15 protein-coding genes are annotated in these 15,197 nt (G+C 74.8%); 11 read left to right on the top strand and 4 right to left on the bottom strand.

What is annotated here, in order from left to right:
- The first annotated feature begins 28 nt into the window (after positions 1 to 28).
- The 8 genes from OC439_RS10210 to OC439_RS10175 all read left to right on the top strand — a co-directional run bounded on the left by OC439_RS10210 (position 29) and on the right by OC439_RS10175 (position 8,259).
- On the top strand, positions 29 to 1,663 hold the full coding sequence (locus OC439_RS10210) for a hypothetical protein (RefSeq protein WP_262013181.1): 1,635 nt from the start codon (positions 29 to 31) through the stop codon (positions 1,661 to 1,663).
- A 28-nt stretch (positions 1,664 to 1,691) separates the two neighbouring features.
- Positions 1,692 to 3,089, top strand: coding sequence for an efflux RND transporter periplasmic adaptor subunit (locus OC439_RS10205; RefSeq protein ID WP_262013180.1), 1,398 nt, complete (start codon positions 1,692 to 1,694; stop codon positions 3,087 to 3,089).
- Positions 3,086 to 3,940, top strand: a complete 855-nt coding sequence (locus OC439_RS10200; protein WP_262013179.1) for an ABC transporter ATP-binding protein — start codon at positions 3,086 to 3,088, stop codon at positions 3,938 to 3,940. The genes OC439_RS10205 and OC439_RS10200 overlap by 4 nt, the downstream gene beginning before the upstream one ends.
- A complete protein-coding gene (locus OC439_RS10195; RefSeq protein WP_262013178.1) occupies positions 3,937 to 5,121 on the top strand; it encodes an ABC transporter permease in 1,185 nt (394 codons plus the stop codon). Before OC439_RS10200 ends, OC439_RS10195 begins: the two co-directional genes overlap by 4 nt.
- A 213-nt stretch (positions 5,122 to 5,334) precedes the next feature.
- Positions 5,335 to 5,544, top strand: a complete 210-nt coding sequence (locus OC439_RS10190; RefSeq protein ID WP_013288759.1) for a helix-turn-helix domain-containing protein — start codon at positions 5,335 to 5,337, stop codon at positions 5,542 to 5,544.
- 221 nt (positions 5,545 to 5,765) lie between these two features.
- Positions 5,766 to 5,867 (top strand): 30S ribosomal protein bS22, encoded by a 102-nt coding sequence (locus OC439_RS10185; RefSeq protein WP_007465623.1) that lies wholly within the window; start codon positions 5,766 to 5,768, stop codon positions 5,865 to 5,867.
- 119 nt (positions 5,868 to 5,986) lie between these two features.
- A complete protein-coding gene (locus OC439_RS10180; RefSeq protein WP_262013177.1) occupies positions 5,987 to 7,060 on the top strand; it encodes an NAD-dependent epimerase/dehydratase family protein in 1,074 nt (357 codons plus the stop codon).
- A 341-nt stretch (positions 7,061 to 7,401) separates the two neighbouring features.
- Entirely contained in the window at positions 7,402 to 8,259 is an 858-nt protein-coding gene (locus OC439_RS10175) for a lysophospholipid acyltransferase family protein (protein ID WP_030269196.1), read from the top strand.
- Positions 8,260 to 8,265: 6 nt separating this feature from the next.
- On the opposite strand, the gene OC439_RS10170 is transcribed toward OC439_RS10175, so the two are convergent.
- The 3 genes from OC439_RS10170 to OC439_RS10160 all read right to left on the bottom strand — a co-directional run bounded on the left by OC439_RS10170 (position 8,266) and on the right by OC439_RS10160 (position 11,368).
- The gene (locus tag OC439_RS10170) at positions 8,266 to 9,144 is read right to left on the bottom strand and encodes an HAD family hydrolase (RefSeq protein ID WP_262013176.1); all 879 of its coding nucleotides are present in this window, start codon (positions 9,142 to 9,144) and stop codon (positions 8,266 to 8,268) included.
- Positions 9,145 to 9,255: 111 nt separating this feature from the next.
- A complete protein-coding gene (locus OC439_RS10165; RefSeq protein WP_262013175.1) occupies positions 9,256 to 10,113 on the bottom strand; it encodes a DUF5667 domain-containing protein in 858 nt (285 codons plus the stop codon).
- A 283-nt stretch (positions 10,114 to 10,396) separates the two neighbouring features.
- On the bottom strand, positions 10,397 to 11,368 hold the full coding sequence (locus OC439_RS10160; RefSeq protein ID WP_262013174.1) for an ECF subfamily RNA polymerase sigma factor, BldN family: 972 nt from the start codon (positions 11,366 to 11,368) through the stop codon (positions 10,397 to 10,399).
- Positions 11,369 to 11,862: 494 nt separating this feature from the next.
- Between OC439_RS10160 and OC439_RS10155 the strand changes: the two genes are divergently transcribed.
- From OC439_RS10155 to OC439_RS10145, 3 genes are read left to right on the top strand one after another with little or no spacing between them, the layout of a single operon-like run.
- Entirely contained in the window at positions 11,863 to 13,539 is a 1,677-nt protein-coding gene (locus OC439_RS10155) for an AMP-binding protein (RefSeq protein ID WP_262013173.1), read from the top strand.
- Complete coding sequence (locus tag OC439_RS10150) at positions 13,529 to 13,783, top strand: glutaredoxin family protein (protein ID WP_013288752.1); 255 nt, start codon at positions 13,529 to 13,531, stop codon at positions 13,781 to 13,783. The genes OC439_RS10155 and OC439_RS10150 overlap by 11 nt, the downstream gene beginning before the upstream one ends.
- A gap of 24 nt (positions 13,784 to 13,807) precedes the next feature.
- Positions 13,808 to 14,449, top strand: coding sequence for an HAD family hydrolase (locus tag OC439_RS10145; RefSeq protein WP_262013172.1), 642 nt, complete (start codon positions 13,808 to 13,810; stop codon positions 14,447 to 14,449).
- A gap of 9 nt (positions 14,450 to 14,458) precedes the next feature.
- On the opposite strand, the gene OC439_RS10140 is transcribed toward OC439_RS10145, so the two are convergent.
- A complete protein-coding gene (locus OC439_RS10140) occupies positions 14,459 to 15,115 on the bottom strand; it encodes a LuxR C-terminal-related transcriptional regulator (protein WP_262013171.1) in 657 nt (218 codons plus the stop codon).
- Positions 15,116 to 15,197 lie beyond the last annotated feature (82 nt).

Here is a 15,197-nt window from a genome sequence, read left to right as displayed (position 1 = left end):
AACGCCCGATTGGTCGTACCCTTCGCCGGTGACCGACGGCGACGAGCAGCCTCCCGGCCGGACGACGGACGGCGACGAGCCTCGCCCCGTCGATGCCGCCGCCGCGAGCGCCGACAAGGCGAGCACCGCCGACACGAGCACCGACGCCGACCGCGCCGCCGACACGAGCGCCGCCGAAACCAGCGCCGACGCCGACCGCGCCGCCGACACGAGCGCCGCCGCCGTCAGCGCTGACGACACCCCCGCTGACGACGCCGCCCACACCGCCGAGGCCGCCGCCGCCTCCGCCGAGGTGGACGCCGCCGTCGGCGTGCCCGCTCCGGCACCGGACGCGGCGTCGTTGCCGCACCCCGCCGCTGGTCCGGCGCCGTACCCCGTACCGCCGGCGCAGCCGGACCCGGCACGGACGCGGACGGTGCGGCAACGGCGGCGCTGGCTGCTCTGGACGGTGCTCGGACTCGCGCTCGGCCTGGTGGCGGGCGCGGTGCCCGGCGTACTCCTGCGGGAGTCGGCGCCCGACGCGGCCGGGCGGCCGGCCGCGAAGGGCGACCCGGGCACGGCGGCGCAGCGGCGGCTCGGCGAGCGGATGCTCGCGCTGCTGGACCGGCAGGCCGTCGCGCTGGTCGGCGCGGACCGGGCCGGCTTCCTCGCGGTCGCCGAGCCGGCGGCCCGGCCGGCGCTGAGCCGCCGGTACGCGGCGCTGCGGGCGCTGCGGGTCACCGTGTGGCGGCCGGCGGCCGACGGGGTGCCGCAGGCCGTCGAGGGGCGGCCGGGGGAGTGGCGGCAGACGGTGACTGTGGGCTACTGCTTCGTGGTGCCGGACTGCGCGCCGAGCACTGTGGAGCTGGGCGCGCGCTGGCGGCTGGCGGGGGAGGAACCCCGGCTGACCGCGCTGGAACCGTCCGAGGCGGACCCGGCCGGGGTACGGCCGTGGCAGGCGAACGACCTGGCCGTGACGGTCGGCAAGCGCGTGGTGGTGGCCACCACGGCGGCCCAGCGGCGCAAGCTGCCCGGCCTGCTCGCCCAGGCCGAGACCGCGGCCCGGGCCGCCGACCGGTACGCGATCGGCGGCCGGCCGCCGGACCGGTACCTCGTCTACTACGCCGGGAAGGGCGAGTGGCAGCGCTGGTACGGCGGCGGGCGGCCGAAGTGGACGGCCGGTTACGCGGTGGGTGTCGGCGGTGGGCGTCACGACGTGGTGCTCAACGCCCAGATCGTCACCCCGGCCGGCCTGGACGACCTGCTCCGGCACGAGCTGACCCACGCCGCCTCGCTGCCCGACCGGGGCTACGCCGACCGCGCGGACTGGTGGCTGGTGGAGGGGCTGGCCGAGTACGCCGGTGCCGACGGCCAGCCGGTGCACCGCTACGACGGCCTGACCGAGGTGCGGGACCTGCTGCGCGGCGGGTGGTCCGGGCGGCTGGACGAGGTGGCGCCGGCCGACGACGCGAGCGACGACCGGGTCGGCGGCGCGTACGGCGTCGGCTACCTGGCCGTACGCCATCTCGTCGACAGGTACGGCGAGCAGCGGATGCTGGACTTCTACCGGGCCGTGGTGCACCAGGGAAGGACCCCGGAGCAGGCCGCCGACGAGGTGTTCGGCGACCAGTGGTCGATGCTGCACGACGACTGCGTGGCCTACGTGCGGGCCGTCGTCGGCTGAACGTCGACACCTGTCGACGGGTCGTAGCATGGGCCGGGTGGCCCGCACTCCCTCGCCGCGGCTGCCCGCGGCCCGCCGCCCCCGTCTCGTCACCGCGGTGCTCGCCGTCGTCGCGCTGACCGGCACGACCGCCGCGTCCTGCGGCGACGACGCCCCGGCGGTGACAGTCGCCGAGGTGGGCCGCGCGCCGGTGAGCGAGGTGATCGACGCCCCGGCCACAGTCACCGCGCGGGCCGCGGCCACCCTCACCGCACCCGCCGACGGCACGCTCGCCCGCCTGCGGGTGCAGCCCGGGCAGCGGGTGACCCGAGGGCAGGTACTCGCGGTGATCGACTCGCCGTCGGCCCGGGACCGCCTGGCGAAGGCGCGGGACGCGTTGCGCGCGGCTAAGCGGGCCGGGCGGGGCACCGGCACCGGCGACCTGGGCGGGAGCCGGCGCGGCACCGACCGGGCCGCCGACGAGGCGTTCGCCGCCGCCCGCGCCGCCGCCGGCAAGGTCGGCGACCCGCAGGTACGCGCCGCGCTGCTGCTCCAGGTCCAGTCGGCGCAGCGGCAGTACGAGTCGGCCGCCCGCGCCGCCGACCGGGCCGTGGCCCAGGTGCAGCGCGGCGTCGCCGGCCTGAACAGCGCCGTCGGCGCGTTGTCGGCCGCGCAACGACTCCAGGCCCAGCAGGCGTACGACCTGGCGAAGGCGACTGTGGACGCGTTGACGTTGCGCGCGCCGATCGCCGGTGTGGTGCAGCCGGGCGGCACCCGGTCGGCGGCACCGGCCGACCTGGCCGGGCTGCTGGGTGCGGCGGGTGGCGCCGGGGTGCCCGGTCTGGATCCGTCGGCGCTGGCCGGTGGCGGGCAGGGCGGCCCGCCGCCGGGGGTGGACGACGCGATCCCGGCCGGTGGCCGGGTCACCGCCGGCACGCCGGTGCTCACCGTGGTGGACATCGGCCGGCTCGGCCTGCTCGCCGAGGTGGACGAGACCGACGTGCTGCTGGTCCGGGCCGGGGTGCCCGCGTCGGTCGAGCTGGACGCGGTGACCGGCGCGACGTACGACGCCACGGTGCGGTCGGTCGACGTACTGCCGACCAGTTCGGCGCGGGGTGGCGTCACCTACCGGGTCCGCCTCGACCTGGGCGCCGGACGCCTCGGTGAGGCCGAGGCCGCCCCGGCGCCCCGCCCCGGCATGAACGCTGTCGTGCGGCTGCGGGTGCGGGAAGCAGCCGACGCGGTGGCGGTGCCGGCGTCGGCGGTGTTCTCCACCGACGGGCGGGACGCGGTCTGGGTGCTGCGCGACGGCCGGGCCGACCGGGTGCCGGTGACGGTGGGCGTGCAGGGGCAGGACCTGGTGCAGATCGTCGACGGCGTACGGGCCGGTGACCGCGTGGTGGTGCGCGGCGCCGACCAGGTGCGCGACGGCCAGGAACTGCGGTGACCGTACCGGCGGTCGAGGCGGTCGACGTCTGGCGCACGTACGAGCTGGACGGGGTCTCGGTGTCCGCGCTGCGCGGGGTGTCGCTCACCATCGACCAGGGCGAGTACGTGGCGGTGATCGGTCCGTCCGGCTCGGGCAAGTCGACGCTCATGCACCTGCTCGGCGGGCTGGACCGGCCCAGCGGCGGCCGGCTGGTGATCGGCGGGCGGGACGTGACCACGCTCACCGCGCCGGAGCTGGCGACGCTGCGCAACGAGACGATCGGCTTCGTGTTCCAGGCGTTCCACCTGCTGGCCCGGACGTCGGCAGTGGACAACGTGGCGTTGCCGCTGGTCTACCGGGGTGTCTCGGCGCGGCAGCGGCGGGAGCGGGCGGCGGCGATGCTGGGCCGGGTCGGGCTCGGCCACCGGCTGCACCACCGGCCCAACCAGCTCTCCGGCGGCGAGCAGCAGCGGGTGGCGATCGCCCGGGCGCTTGTGACCGAACCGGCGGTGCTGCTCGCCGACGAGCCGACCGGCAACCTGGACAGCGCCACCGGCGAGGCGGTGCTGGAACTGCTGGAACAGCTGAACGCCGAGTCCGGGGTGGCGCTGGTGATGGTGACCCACGACCAGGAGGTGGCCGCCCGGGCACACCGGCGCATCGCGGTACGGGACGGGCTGATCCGGTCCGACAGCCTTCATGATCGACCGCCGTCGGACGGCTCCGGCGTACCTGCGACACTGGACCCCGCTCCCAGCGCGGAGCCCCGGTCCGCGTCCGGAAGCGGCCCGGGGCACCCGCCCGGTGGCCCCGGTGGCGCCACCAGGGCCACCGGGCGCCTTCCGCGCGGCGGGGGCGACGCCGGATGAGGCTGGCCGAGGCGTGGCGGGGGGCGTCGGACGCGTTGCGGGCCAACCGGATGCGCAGCCTGCTGACCATGCTCGGGGTGATCATCGGGGTGGCCTCGGTGGTGATCCTGGTAGCCATCGGCACCGGCACGAAACAGCAGGTCGAGCAGCAGGTCGAAGGGCTCGGCTCGAACCTGCTGCTGGTGGTGCCGGGCCGGATCGAGGTGGGCACCGCGCCGGTGGTCTCGCCGCTGGACCTCAGCGACGCGGACGCCGTCTCCCGGGTGGTCGGCGACCCCGGCCGGGTCGCCGTCACGGTGGCCTCCGGCGCGACCGCCCGGGCCGGCAACCGGTCCGACTTCACCACCGTGCAGGGCGTCCTGGAGACCACCCCGTCGGTGTTCACCAGATCGCTGTCGCGGGGCCGCTACCTCACCGGGGCGGACGTGGACACCAGCCGCCGGGTGGCGGTGCTCGGCGACTCGGTGGCCCGGGCGCTCTTCCCCGACCGTGACCCGCTCGGCCAGCAGGTGACGCTGGCCGGGGTGCGGTTCCGGGTGATCGGCGTCTTCGCCCCGCTCGGGCAGAGCCTCGGCGTGGACCGGGACGACGAGGTGCACGTACCGGTGACGGCGGCGCAACGGCTCTGGGGCACCCAGCGCATCGACGGCATCGCGGTGAAGGCGCCGGACCGGGAGCGGATCGACGAACTCGGTGACCGGATCGTCGCGGAACTGTCCCGCCGGCACCCGGACACCGAGTTCAGCGCCGTCACCCAGCGGCAGATCCTCGGCGTGCTCGGCGACATCCTCGGCGTGCTGACCGGCGTACTGGCCGCCATCGCGGGCATCTCGCTGCTCGTCGGCGGCGTCGGTGTCTCCAACATCATGCTGGTCTCGGTACGCGAGCGGACCCGCGAGATCGGCCTGCGCAAGGCGGTCGGCGCCCGCCCCCGCGACATCGGCGTGCAGTTCCTGCTGGAGGCGGTGTTGCTGACCTCGGTGGGCGGCCTGACCGGGATGGCGCTGGGCGTGGGCACCGCGCTGCTCGTGGACGCGTTCTCGCCGATCCCGGCGGCGATCACCTGGTGGTCGCTGGCGCTGGCGTTCGGTGTCTCCGCGGCGGTCGGCATCGTCTTCGGCGTGGTGCCGGCGCAGCGGGCCGGACGGCTCGATCCGGTGGTGGCGCTGCGCGCCGAGTAGACGGCGGTCGCCCGGATCGGACGAGACACCCGTCCGGGCGAAAAAGCCCTGGTGGACATCGGGTGAACGGCTGCCTCGCCATGATCAAAGGGTGGAAGGGATCGCGCAGGTCACAGCCGTCCCGCTACCGTACTGGTTACACGCGCGTCGCTCGTCGAGGCGGGAACACCTGCCCGGTGACACGCGCCGGGCACGGGAATGGGTCGGTGAGCCATGGCCGGGTCGCAGTCCGACGCACGGCTGTCGGATGTCAGGTTCCTGACCGTCGCCGAGGTGGCGACGGTCATGCGGGTCTCCAAGATGACCGTCTACCGCCTCGTGCACAGCGGTGAGCTGACCGCGGTACGGGTCGGCCGGTCGTTCCGGGTGCCCGAGCACGCCGTGCACGAATACCTCCGGGGCGCCTTCCAGGAGTCCGCCTGAGCCCTCGGCGCACCGGTCCGCCGAGTGCGACGAAAAGGGGCATCGACGGGGGCGCGTTGGTCCTGCTGACGCACTCCGGTTAGGCTGGGCCACGACCGTGACCGCTCTCTGGTGTGCCCTGCCCACCACGCTGGTCCGGTCCGTTGTCCGCAAGCGGTCACGGCGCCACCCGTGGTGGTGCCGTCCGGTCCGCCCCGCACGTTGCATCGAAAGGCTTTCGTATGGGCTCGGTGGTCAAGAAGCGCCGCAAGCGCATGGCTAAGAAGAAGCACCGCAAGCTGCTGCGCAAGACCCGCGTCCAGCGTCGCCGTCTCGGCAAGTGACCGGGGCCGGGCAGCAGCCCGGCACCGGCACCACTTGCCAACTGTCGACCCTCGGAGGCTCAGGTGATCAGGCCGCGGACGTCCCGGCTCGATCCCGCCTGCCGCGCTAGGCGCACGACATGACCCCCGGTGACACCTCCGGTGCCCCGGGGGTCGTCGTCGTCACCGGGGTCGGCCGCTGGCTCGGCGCCCACGTGGCCGCCCGGCTCGCCGCCGACGAGCGGATCGAACGCGTCATCGGGGTCGACCCGGCACCAGCCAACCCCGAGCTGACCGACCTGCTCTCCGACGTCGAACGCATCCGCCTGGACCTCGACTCCCTCGGCGGCCTCCTGCACGACCTCGACGTCGACACCGTGGTGCACCTGGCGCTCGTCACCGCCCCCGACCCGCAGCAGGGCGGCCGGGCGGGGATGAAGGAACAGAACGTCATCGGCACCATGCAGCTGCTCGCCGCCGCGCAACGCGCGCCCCGGCTGCGCAAGCTCGTGGTCCGCTCGTCCACCGCCGCGTACGGGGTGTCGTTCCGCGATCCGGCCGTCTTCACCGAGGAGACCGAGCCGCGCGAGGTGCCGCGCGGCGGCTTCGGCCGCGACATCCTCGACATCGAGGGGTACGTCCGCGGGTTCCGCCGCCGCCGGCCCGACGTCACCGCGACGGTGCTGCGCTTCGCGCCGTTCATCGGGTACGCCGCCGACACCACGCTCACCCGCTACTTCTCCCAGCCGGTGGTGCCCACCGTCTTCGGCCGCGACCCGCGCCTGCAGTTCGTGCACTTCGACGACGCGCTGGAGGTGCTGCACCGGTCCGTCGCCGAGGACCACCCGGGCACGTACAACGTCGCCGGGCCGGGGGTGCTGTCGCTGTCGCAGGCGATCCGCCGGGCCGGCCGGGTGGCGGTGCCGGTGCTGGAACCGGGCCTGGCCGGGGTCGCCGCGATCGCCCGCAGTCTGGGCTTCGGCCGCTACGGGTTGGATCAGGTGGACCTCTTCGTGCACGGTCGGGTGGTGGACACCAGCCGACTGGAGCGGGAGTACGGCTTCACGCCCCGCTCGACCGCCGCCGCGTTCGAGGACTTCATCCGCGCCCACCACGGCGGCGTCGTGGTCACCCGCGATCAGCTCGCCGCCGCCGAGCAGTTGGTGCTGGAGAGCATCCGACAGGTCCGCTCGACCGTACGGGAGCGTTCGTGAGCAGCCCCGACGAGCGGCGTGACGGGCGCTTCGACGTACCGCTGGGTGTGCCGGATCCGGGCGCGGAGCCGGCGCGGCGCAACGGGCACCGCCGGGTGACCGCGCCGTCCGCCCGCCCGGCGGCGCCGCCGGACGAGCCGGACACCTCCGCCGACGAGCCGGGCGCCGCCGCCGGCGCGGGCGTGCCGGGCCCGGCCACGCTCCACCAGCCGGCGAAGAAGACGGTCGCCAAGAAGACCGTCGCCAAGAAAGCCGTCGCCAAGAAGGCGGTGGCGAAGAAGGCAGTGGCTGAGCCGACGGCCGGGAGCAAGCCGGCCGGTGAGACGCCGACCGGGCCGGCGGTGGCCGACCGGCCGGGGGACCACTGGGACCGCAAGGTGGCCCAGGGGCTGGCGTTCCTGCGGCGGCGGCTCGCCGGTGACTACGAGGTCGACGAGTTCGGCTTCGACCCCGACCTGACCGACGCGGTGGTCCACCCGCTGGTCCGGCTGCTCTACCGGGACTGGTTCCGCACCGAGGTCAGCGGCATCGAGCACGTACCGGACGAGGGCGCCGGCCTCGTCGTGGGCAACCACTCCGGCACCGTGGCGCTCGACGCGCTGATCCTCTCCACCGCGCTGCACGACCGGCACCCGGCGCATCGCTACCTACGGCTGCTCGGCGCCGACCTGGTCTTCCGGATGCCCGTCGTCTCCGAGATCGCCCGCAAGACCGGCGGCACCGTCGCGTGCAACCCGGACGCGGAGCGGCTGCTCGGCAACGGCGAACTGGTGGGCGTCTTCCCGGAGGGCTTCAAGGGCGTCGGCAAGCTCTACGCCGACCGCTACAAGCTCCAGCGCTTCGGGCGGGGCGGGTTCGTCTCCGCCGCGCTGCGCACCGGTACGCCGATCGTGCCGGTCGCGATAGTCGGCGGCGAGGAGATCTATCCGATGCTCGCCGACATCAAGCCGCTGGCCCGGCTGCTCAAACTGCCGTACTTCCCGGTCACGCCGACGTTCCCCTGGCTGGGTCCGCTGGGCATGGTGCCGCTGCCGAGCAAGTGGCTGATCGAGTTCTGCCCGCCCATCCCGACCGCGCACCTGCGTGACGCGGCGGACGACCCGCTCGTGGTGTTCAACCTCGCCGACCAGGTGCGGGAGACGATCCAGCAGACGCTGCACAAGCTGCTCGAACGCCGGCCGGACCCGTTCGGCCCCTGAGCCCGTTCAGGCGTCGCGGTGCCGGCGCCGGTGCAGCGCCAGGCCGGCCGTGACCGCGCCGGCGAGCAGCCCGGCCGCCGCGGTGGAGGGCACGGCGATGCGTACGGCCCGCCGCCCGGTGCGGAAGTCGCGCACGTCCCAGCCCCGCTCGCGGGCCTGCCGCAGCAGTGCCGGATCGGGGTTGACGGCCACCGCGCGGCCGACCGCGCAGAGCATCGGCAGGTCGTTCGCCGAGTCGCTGTAGGCGGCGCACCGGGTCAGGTCCAGCCCCTCCACGGCGGCGAGCTGGGTGACCGCCTCGGCCTTCGCCGGCCCGTGCATCAGGTCACCGACCAGTCGTCCGGTGTACGCGCCGTCGACCACCTCGGCCACCGTGCCGATCGCGCCGGTCAGGCCGAGCCGGGTCGCGATCACCCGGCCGATCTCGACCGGGGCGGCGCTGACCAGCCAGACCCGCTCGCCCGCGTCGAGGTGGCGCTGGGCGAGGCGACGGGTGCCGGCCCAGATGCGCGGCGCCATCAGCTCGTCGAAGATCTCGTCGGCGAGGCGTTCCATGTCGTCGACCCGCCAGCCCTGGACGAAGGCCAGCGCGGCCTCCTTGGCCTGCGACATGTCGCCCGCGTGTTCGGTGGCGAGCAGCCGGAACCGTGCCTGCTGCCAGGCGAACCGGGCCAGGTCGCCGGTGGTGAAGTACTTCCGGGCGGCCAGCCCGCGGGCGAACCAGTAGATCGACGCGCCCTGCATCATCGTGTTGTCCACGTCGAAGAACGCGGCGGCGGTGGGGTCGGGCGTGACAGTGGTCGCCGGCGCCGAGGGGGTCTCCGACCAGCCCGCGGTGTGCCCGTGCGCGTCGGTGCTGACGGTCACCTTCCGGCTCCCGGCCACGGCGACCTCCCTGCCTCGACGACGCGTACATGCTCCGAGTCGAGCGTATCCGGCACGGCGTGACGGCCGGGTGTCCGCCGGGAGAAGTGTGGCGCGGTAGGCGTCGACCGTTCAGCGGTCGGCCGGGCAGGTCGACGGAGCGGGCCCGAGCATGTCGCTGGCCTGCGGCGCGGGCAGCCCGCAGGCGATCGCCTCGCGGAGCGCGTCGGCGCGCTTGCCGGCCGCGTCGAGCAGGGACAGCGAGCGCCGGGTGCGCTCCCGGTCGGCGTGGTCGGGCCGGTCGAGCAGGCCGCTGACCACCCGGCGCTGGCCGGCGAGGAAGGTGTCCACCGCGTCCAGCGCCGCCGGGTCGGAGCGCTGCGCGGCGACAGTGGTCAGCAGGCGTACGCCCTGGCGGGTGTCCGCGTCCATGTCGTCCAGGACGGCGCTGAAGCCGAGCCGGTCGTCGCGGACCGAGGCGGCCTCGTCGAGCCGGGTGCGGGCGAAGTCGAGGAAGAGCTGCCCGCGGCTGATGTCCGAGCTGGCGAGCGCGAGCTGGGCGCGCTCGGTGGAGCGCTTCATGCCGTACAGGGCGTCACCGGGCAGCGCGTTCTCGCTGGCGGCGGAGATGCCGGAGAGGGCGACCGCCCCGGCCGCCACGCCGACCAGGATCGCGCCCCGGGCCCGCGCCCGGCGGCCGGTGATGGCGGGCAGCAGCGCGCCGCGTACGCCGGAGGTGCCGGTCTTGTCCGGAGCGCCGACGCCCTCGCGCTCGGCGGTGGCCACGAGCATCGCCCGCAGGCCGGTACGGAACTCGGCGTCCACCTCGACGTCGGGCCGCTCGGCGGTGATCCGGCGGCTCACCTCGACGAGCGCGGTGAGTTCACCGTCCGCCTTGGACCGGACGTGGTGCCGGCGTCCGCCGTTGGCCTCGTCGAGGAGTTGCGCGAAGCGCTCGGCTCGCCGACGGGAGAAGAGGTCGCTGTCCACCGCGGCACCCCCTCTCGCTGGTCACGGCCGGGCGGCCGTCGTCGTCACCAGCGACCGGTGGCAGCGTGTGGCCCGAAGCCGACCGGAACGGCCGACCTGACCCGCCGGACCGGGTGGCCCGGGGGACGCCGGGACAACCACTGGTCGCACCCGGAGAAACGGACCGCGCCGGTCGCCGGTTACGGCTGGGGCGGCGGCGAAATCACCGGGAGTGAGGGGCGGGGTGGGGTACGTCGGGCATGCGACACCGCCCGGCGAGCGTGCGCCGGCCGGGCCGGACCGATCAGGATTGGAAGCCGTCGGGCAGCAGCCGGGCCAGCGCCCGGACCGCCCGGTATTGCAAAGCCTTGATGGCGCCCTCGTTCTTGCCCATGGCGCGGGCCGTCTCGGCCACCGAGAAGCCCTGGAGGAACCGCAGCACGATGCACTCCTGCTGCTCCGGGTTGAGCTGCTTGACGGCGGTGAGCAGGGCGACGTTCGTGATGTGCTCCACCACCGCGGCCTCGGGGCTGCCCTCGGGCCCGCGGTCCTCCCGGTCGGCGTCGAGGACGTCACCGGTGGTGACCTCCAGCCGGTAGCGCCCGGACTTGAAGTGGTCGGCGACCAGGTTGCGGGCGATGGTGACCAGCCAGGCGCCGAGGTCGCGTCCCTGCCAGGTGAAGCTGCCGATCCGCTTGAGCGCCCGCAGGAACGTGTCGGAGGTGAGGTCCTCGGCGAGCTGGCGGTTGCCGACCCGGAAGTAGACGAACCGGAAGACCGTGTCGACGTACCTGTCGTAGATCAGCCCGAACGCCTCGGACTCGCCCGCCTGCGCGCGTTCGACCAGCGTCCACACCTCGGTGGCCGGGTCGGACGGGTCGGGGCGGCTGGGGAAGCCGGTGGCGGGCGCGGCGGCCGGTACGGCGGGCAGGACGGCGGTGTCACCGGCGGTCACCGCCGGCAGGATCGCGGTCTCGGCGGCGGACGGCTCGGTCCCGGTCGCCGCGTCGCCGCGTCGCGCCTGGGCCGGCATGGTCGGGCGGGCCGGGCTGCCCAGGCGGCCGGTGGCGGGCTTCGCGTTGCCGCCCGGGGTCGCGGGGCGGGGTGGTGCCTCGTTCGTGTGGTGCGCGCGGCTGCGGACACGCCGCCCGTCGCCGCGTACCGCGAGCGGGCCGTCGGCGCTCCGCGGGCCGGGGTCCGCGCGCTCGTTGAGCGGGTTGCGCTGGGCTGGGCCGGTGACGCCGGCCGGTCGTTCGGCGTAACCGAAGGTGGTCACCGCGCCTCCCCAGGCTTGGCGGACAGTGACCGCGCCGGAGGACCGGGTAACACCCGGTCGGGCACGGCCGGGTCGGGACGTGCCGACGGGCGGCAGATCCCCTTGAGGTGCTGGTCCAATGCGCTCACGGGCACGGGGGCCTCCTCGGGCTGAGGGGTGTCGACTCACGGCAAATGGGGTGAGCCGACCCGAGTGATGATAGGGCCAACGTCACCCACGCGTGGCAAGTCCGTTACACAGAGCGGAAGTATTTCCCGCCAGGTCGCACACATGGCGGACCGGTTGTCCGTCGCGTGTGGTTGACTTTCGCGCCGGAACCTGGTCCGCAGTGGAAAGTCCTGGTCGGAGCCGATTTTCTTTTCGCTCGGCGTGTCGCGGCGGCGGTGCGGGCCGGTCGCTTCCGGCTGTTCGCCCGGGCACCGTGGAGATCCTCATCCCGTGGCTAGGAATCCCACCGTACGGCAATTGCAGTCTCGTGCGACGGACCCGGCGCCGTGTCCGGGCATGGCCTGTCGGACACCGCTGTGCCAGACTCAGCCACCGTGCAGGACGCCGCCGAAAGCTCCGCGCCGAACCTCGCCGACCGGCTCCGCCGCGCCGCCGAACAGCGGGGCGACCGGGCCGCGCTGCACTGGCGCGACCGGACGCTGACCTGGTCCGAGCTGGACGACGCGGTCACCGCCACCGCCCGCGCGCTGCTCGCCGACACGCCGCCGGCCGACGGAACCGGCCACCCGCCCCGGGTGGCGATCGCGTTCGGCAACACACCGGACTTCGTGGTCACCTACCTCGCCGCGCTCCGGGCCGGCCTGGTGGCCGTACCTGTCAACCCCACGCTGACCGCCCGCGAGCTGCGGCACGTCCTCGCCGACTCCGGTGCCGCCGTGCTGATCGGCGCGCCCGAGGTGACCGGCCGTGTGGACGCCGCCGAACTGCCCGCGCTGCGCGCCGTGCACACCACGCCGCCGGTGGCCGGCGACGACACCCCGGCCCGGTTCCCGGCCCGCTCCGGCGACGACCTCGCCGTCCTGCTCTACACCTCCGGCACCGAGGGCCGGCCCAAGGGCGCGATGCTGCCGCACCGGGCGCTCGCCGCCAACCACGACCAGGTCGACCGCATCGAACCACCAGTGGTCGGCCCCGGCGACGTCGTGCTGCTCGCCCTTCCGCTGTTCCACGCGTACGGGCTGAACTCCGCGCTCGGCGCCGTCGTGCGGCACGGCGCGACCGGGGTGCTCGTCGACGAGCCCGGCCCGGCCGGCGCGCTGGACGACATCGCCCGGCACCGGGTCACGGTGCTCGTCGGCGTACCGTCGATGTTCCTGACCTGGGCCGAGGCGGAGCGTGACCCGGCCGCGGCGCTCGCCTCCGTGCGCGTCGCGGTGTGCGGCGCGGCGCCGCTGCCGCTCGCGGCCGGCGCGCGCTTCACCGAGCTGACCGGGCATCCGGTGCACGTCGGCTACGGGCTCACCGAGACCGCGCCGGTGCTCACCTCGACGCTCGTCGGCGGCGAGCCGAAACCGGGGTCGATCGGCCGCCCGCTGCCCGGCGTCGGGCTGCGCCTGGTCGGGTCCGACGGCACCGAGCTGTGGCGCGACGGGGTGCCCGCCGACGCCCCGGACGAGGACGAGATGGACCTCTCCGACGAGGCGGCCGGCACCGACCCCGGGCAGATCGTGGTACGCGGCTCGAACCTGTTCGCCGGTTACTGGCCGGACGGGCGGGGCGCGCCGGACCCGGACGGCTGGTGGGCGACAGGTGACGTGGCGTACGCCGACGGCGACGGAGACCTGTTCCTGGTCGACCGGCTCGGCGAGCTGATCCTGGTAAACGGCTTCAACGTCTACCCGCACGAGGTGGAGCTGGTGCTCCGGGCCCACCCCGGCGTGGCCGAGTCGGCAGTCCTTGGCGTGCCGCACCCGCGGACCGGCGAGACTGTGCGGGCGTACGTGGTCCGGGCGGCCGGCCCGCCGGTGACGGCGGACGACCTGCTCGCCCACTGCGCGCGTAACCTGGCCCGGTTCAAGTGCCCGACCGCCGTCGAGTTCGTCGACAGCCTGCCGTACTCGGCGATCGGGAAGGTACGCAAGACCGAGCTGCGCCCGGCGCCCGCGGTGCCGTCCCCGGCGACGCCGACCGAGATCCGCACGGAGGTATCCGATGTCCAGTGACCCGAGGCTCATCCTGATCACCCGGCCCGGCTGCCACCTGTGCGACGACGCGAAGGCCGCGCTCGACCGGGTGGTGGCGGTCACCGGTGACCGGTGGGTCGAGCGCGACGTCACCGGCGACCTGGAGATGGAGCGCGACTACGGCGACCGGCTGCCGGTGGTGCTGCTCGACGGCAAGGAACACGGTTACTGGCGGGTCGAGGAGGACCGGCTGCTGCGCGACCTGACCACGCCGCAGCTCTAGCACTATGGTGCTCGGGTGACGGGTATGCGACGCCACCTCGTGTGGGACTGGAACGGAACGCTCCTCGACGACCTCGACCTGGTGGTCCAGGCCACGAACGTCGCCTTCGCCAGCGCCGGCGGGCCGGCGGTCACCGCGGCCGAGCACCGGGTGCGGTTCCGGCGGCCGATCGCCGACTACTACGCCGAGATGCTCGGCCGGGCCGTGGACGCCGAGGCGTTCGGGACGCTCGACCGGGTCTTCCACGACGCGTACCGGGCCGGGCTGACCACCTGCGCCCTGGCCGCCGACGCCACGACGGCCATCGAGTCCTGGGAGGGCAGCCAGTCGCTGCTGTCCATGTGGTTCCACGACGAGCTGGTGCCGACCGTGCACACGTACGGGCTGACCCCGCACTTCCGCCGGGTGGACGGGCTGCGCGCCACTGTCGGCGGCGGGCACAAGGCCGAGTGGCTGGAGAAGCACCTGGCCGAGCTGGGGCTGGGCGGGCACGAGGTGGTGCTGATCGGCGACTCGCTCGACGACGCCGACGCGGCCGCCTCGGTCGGCGCCCGCTGCGTCCTCTACACCGGGGGCCTGTCCGACCCGGACCGGCTGCGCGGCAGCGGCCACCCGGCCGCCGACACGCTCAGCGAGGCGGTGACGCTGGCCCGCACGCTCGCCTGACCGGCCCGGTCAGGCGCGCAGGTGGGCCAGGACGGCCAGGACGCGGCGGTGGTGGGTGGTCGCGTCAGGGGGCAGGTCGAGCTTGGTGAAGATGTTGCGGACGTGCTTCTCGACCGCGCCGTCGCTCACCACGAGCGCCCGGGCGATGGCGGTGTTCGAGCGGCCCTCGGCCATCAGCGCCAGCACCTCGCGTTCCCGCGGGGTCAGCGACGCCAGCGGGTCGTCGCGCCGCCGCCGGACCAGCAACTGGCTGATCACCTCCGGGTCGAGCACGGTGCCGCCGGCCGCCACCCGGGCCAGGCCGTCCAGGAACTCGTCGATCGCCGCGACCCGGTCCTTGAGCAGGTAGCCGATGCCGCCGCCGGCGCCGCCTGCGGTGTCCAGCAGGTCGTCGGCGTACGACACCTCGACGTACTGGGACAGCACCAGGATCGGCGTACCCGGCACCCGGCGGCGGGCCTCCACCGAGGCGCGCAGTCCCTCGTCGGTGTGTGACGGCGGCATCCGCACGTCCACCACCGAGACGTCGGGCCGGTGCGCCACCACCGCCTCGACCAGCGCGTCACCGTCACCGACGGCCGCCACCACCTCGTGCCCGAACTCGGTCAGCAGCCGGACCAGCCCCTCCCGGAGCAGTACGGCGTCGTCCGCGATCACCACCCGCATGGGTCCGGTGTCTATCACGCCCGGACCCGGCGCCGGGCCGGCGGCCCGGATACCGGGCGCGCCGCGTCACCGCGCGACGGCC

This window comes from Micromonospora sp. Mcm103, from assembly GCF_024519755.1.
Classification (GTDB): Bacteria; Actinomycetota; Actinomycetes; order Mycobacteriales; family Micromonosporaceae; genus Micromonospora; species Micromonospora aurantiaca.
This window is presented reverse-complemented; position numbering and strand designations above follow the sequence as displayed.

Coding starts and splice junctions, on each gene's coding strand:
- OC439_RS10185 (WP_007465623.1), top strand. CDS start 5,766: ATGGGCTCGGTGGTCAAGAAGCGCCGCAAGCGCATGGCTAAGAAGAAG.
- OC439_RS10205 (WP_262013180.1), top strand. CDS start 1,692: ATGGGCCGGGTGGCCCGCACTCCCTCGCCGCGGCTGCCCGCGGCCCGC.
- OC439_RS10190 (WP_013288759.1), top strand. CDS start 5,335: ATGGCCGGGTCGCAGTCCGACGCACGGCTGTCGGATGTCAGGTTCCTG.
- OC439_RS10180 (WP_262013177.1), top strand. CDS start 5,987: ATGACCCCCGGTGACACCTCCGGTGCCCCGGGGGTCGTCGTCGTCACC.
- OC439_RS10140 (WP_262013171.1), bottom strand. CDS start 15,115: ATGCGGGTGGTGATCGCGGACGACGCCGTACTGCTCCGGGAGGGGCTG.
- OC439_RS10145 (WP_262013172.1), top strand. CDS start 13,808: ATGCGACGCCACCTCGTGTGGGACTGGAACGGAACGCTCCTCGACGAC.
- OC439_RS10150 (WP_013288752.1), top strand. CDS start 13,529: ATGTCCAGTGACCCGAGGCTCATCCTGATCACCCGGCCCGGCTGCCAC.
- OC439_RS10195 (WP_262013178.1), top strand. CDS start 3,937: ATGAGGCTGGCCGAGGCGTGGCGGGGGGCGTCGGACGCGTTGCGGGCC.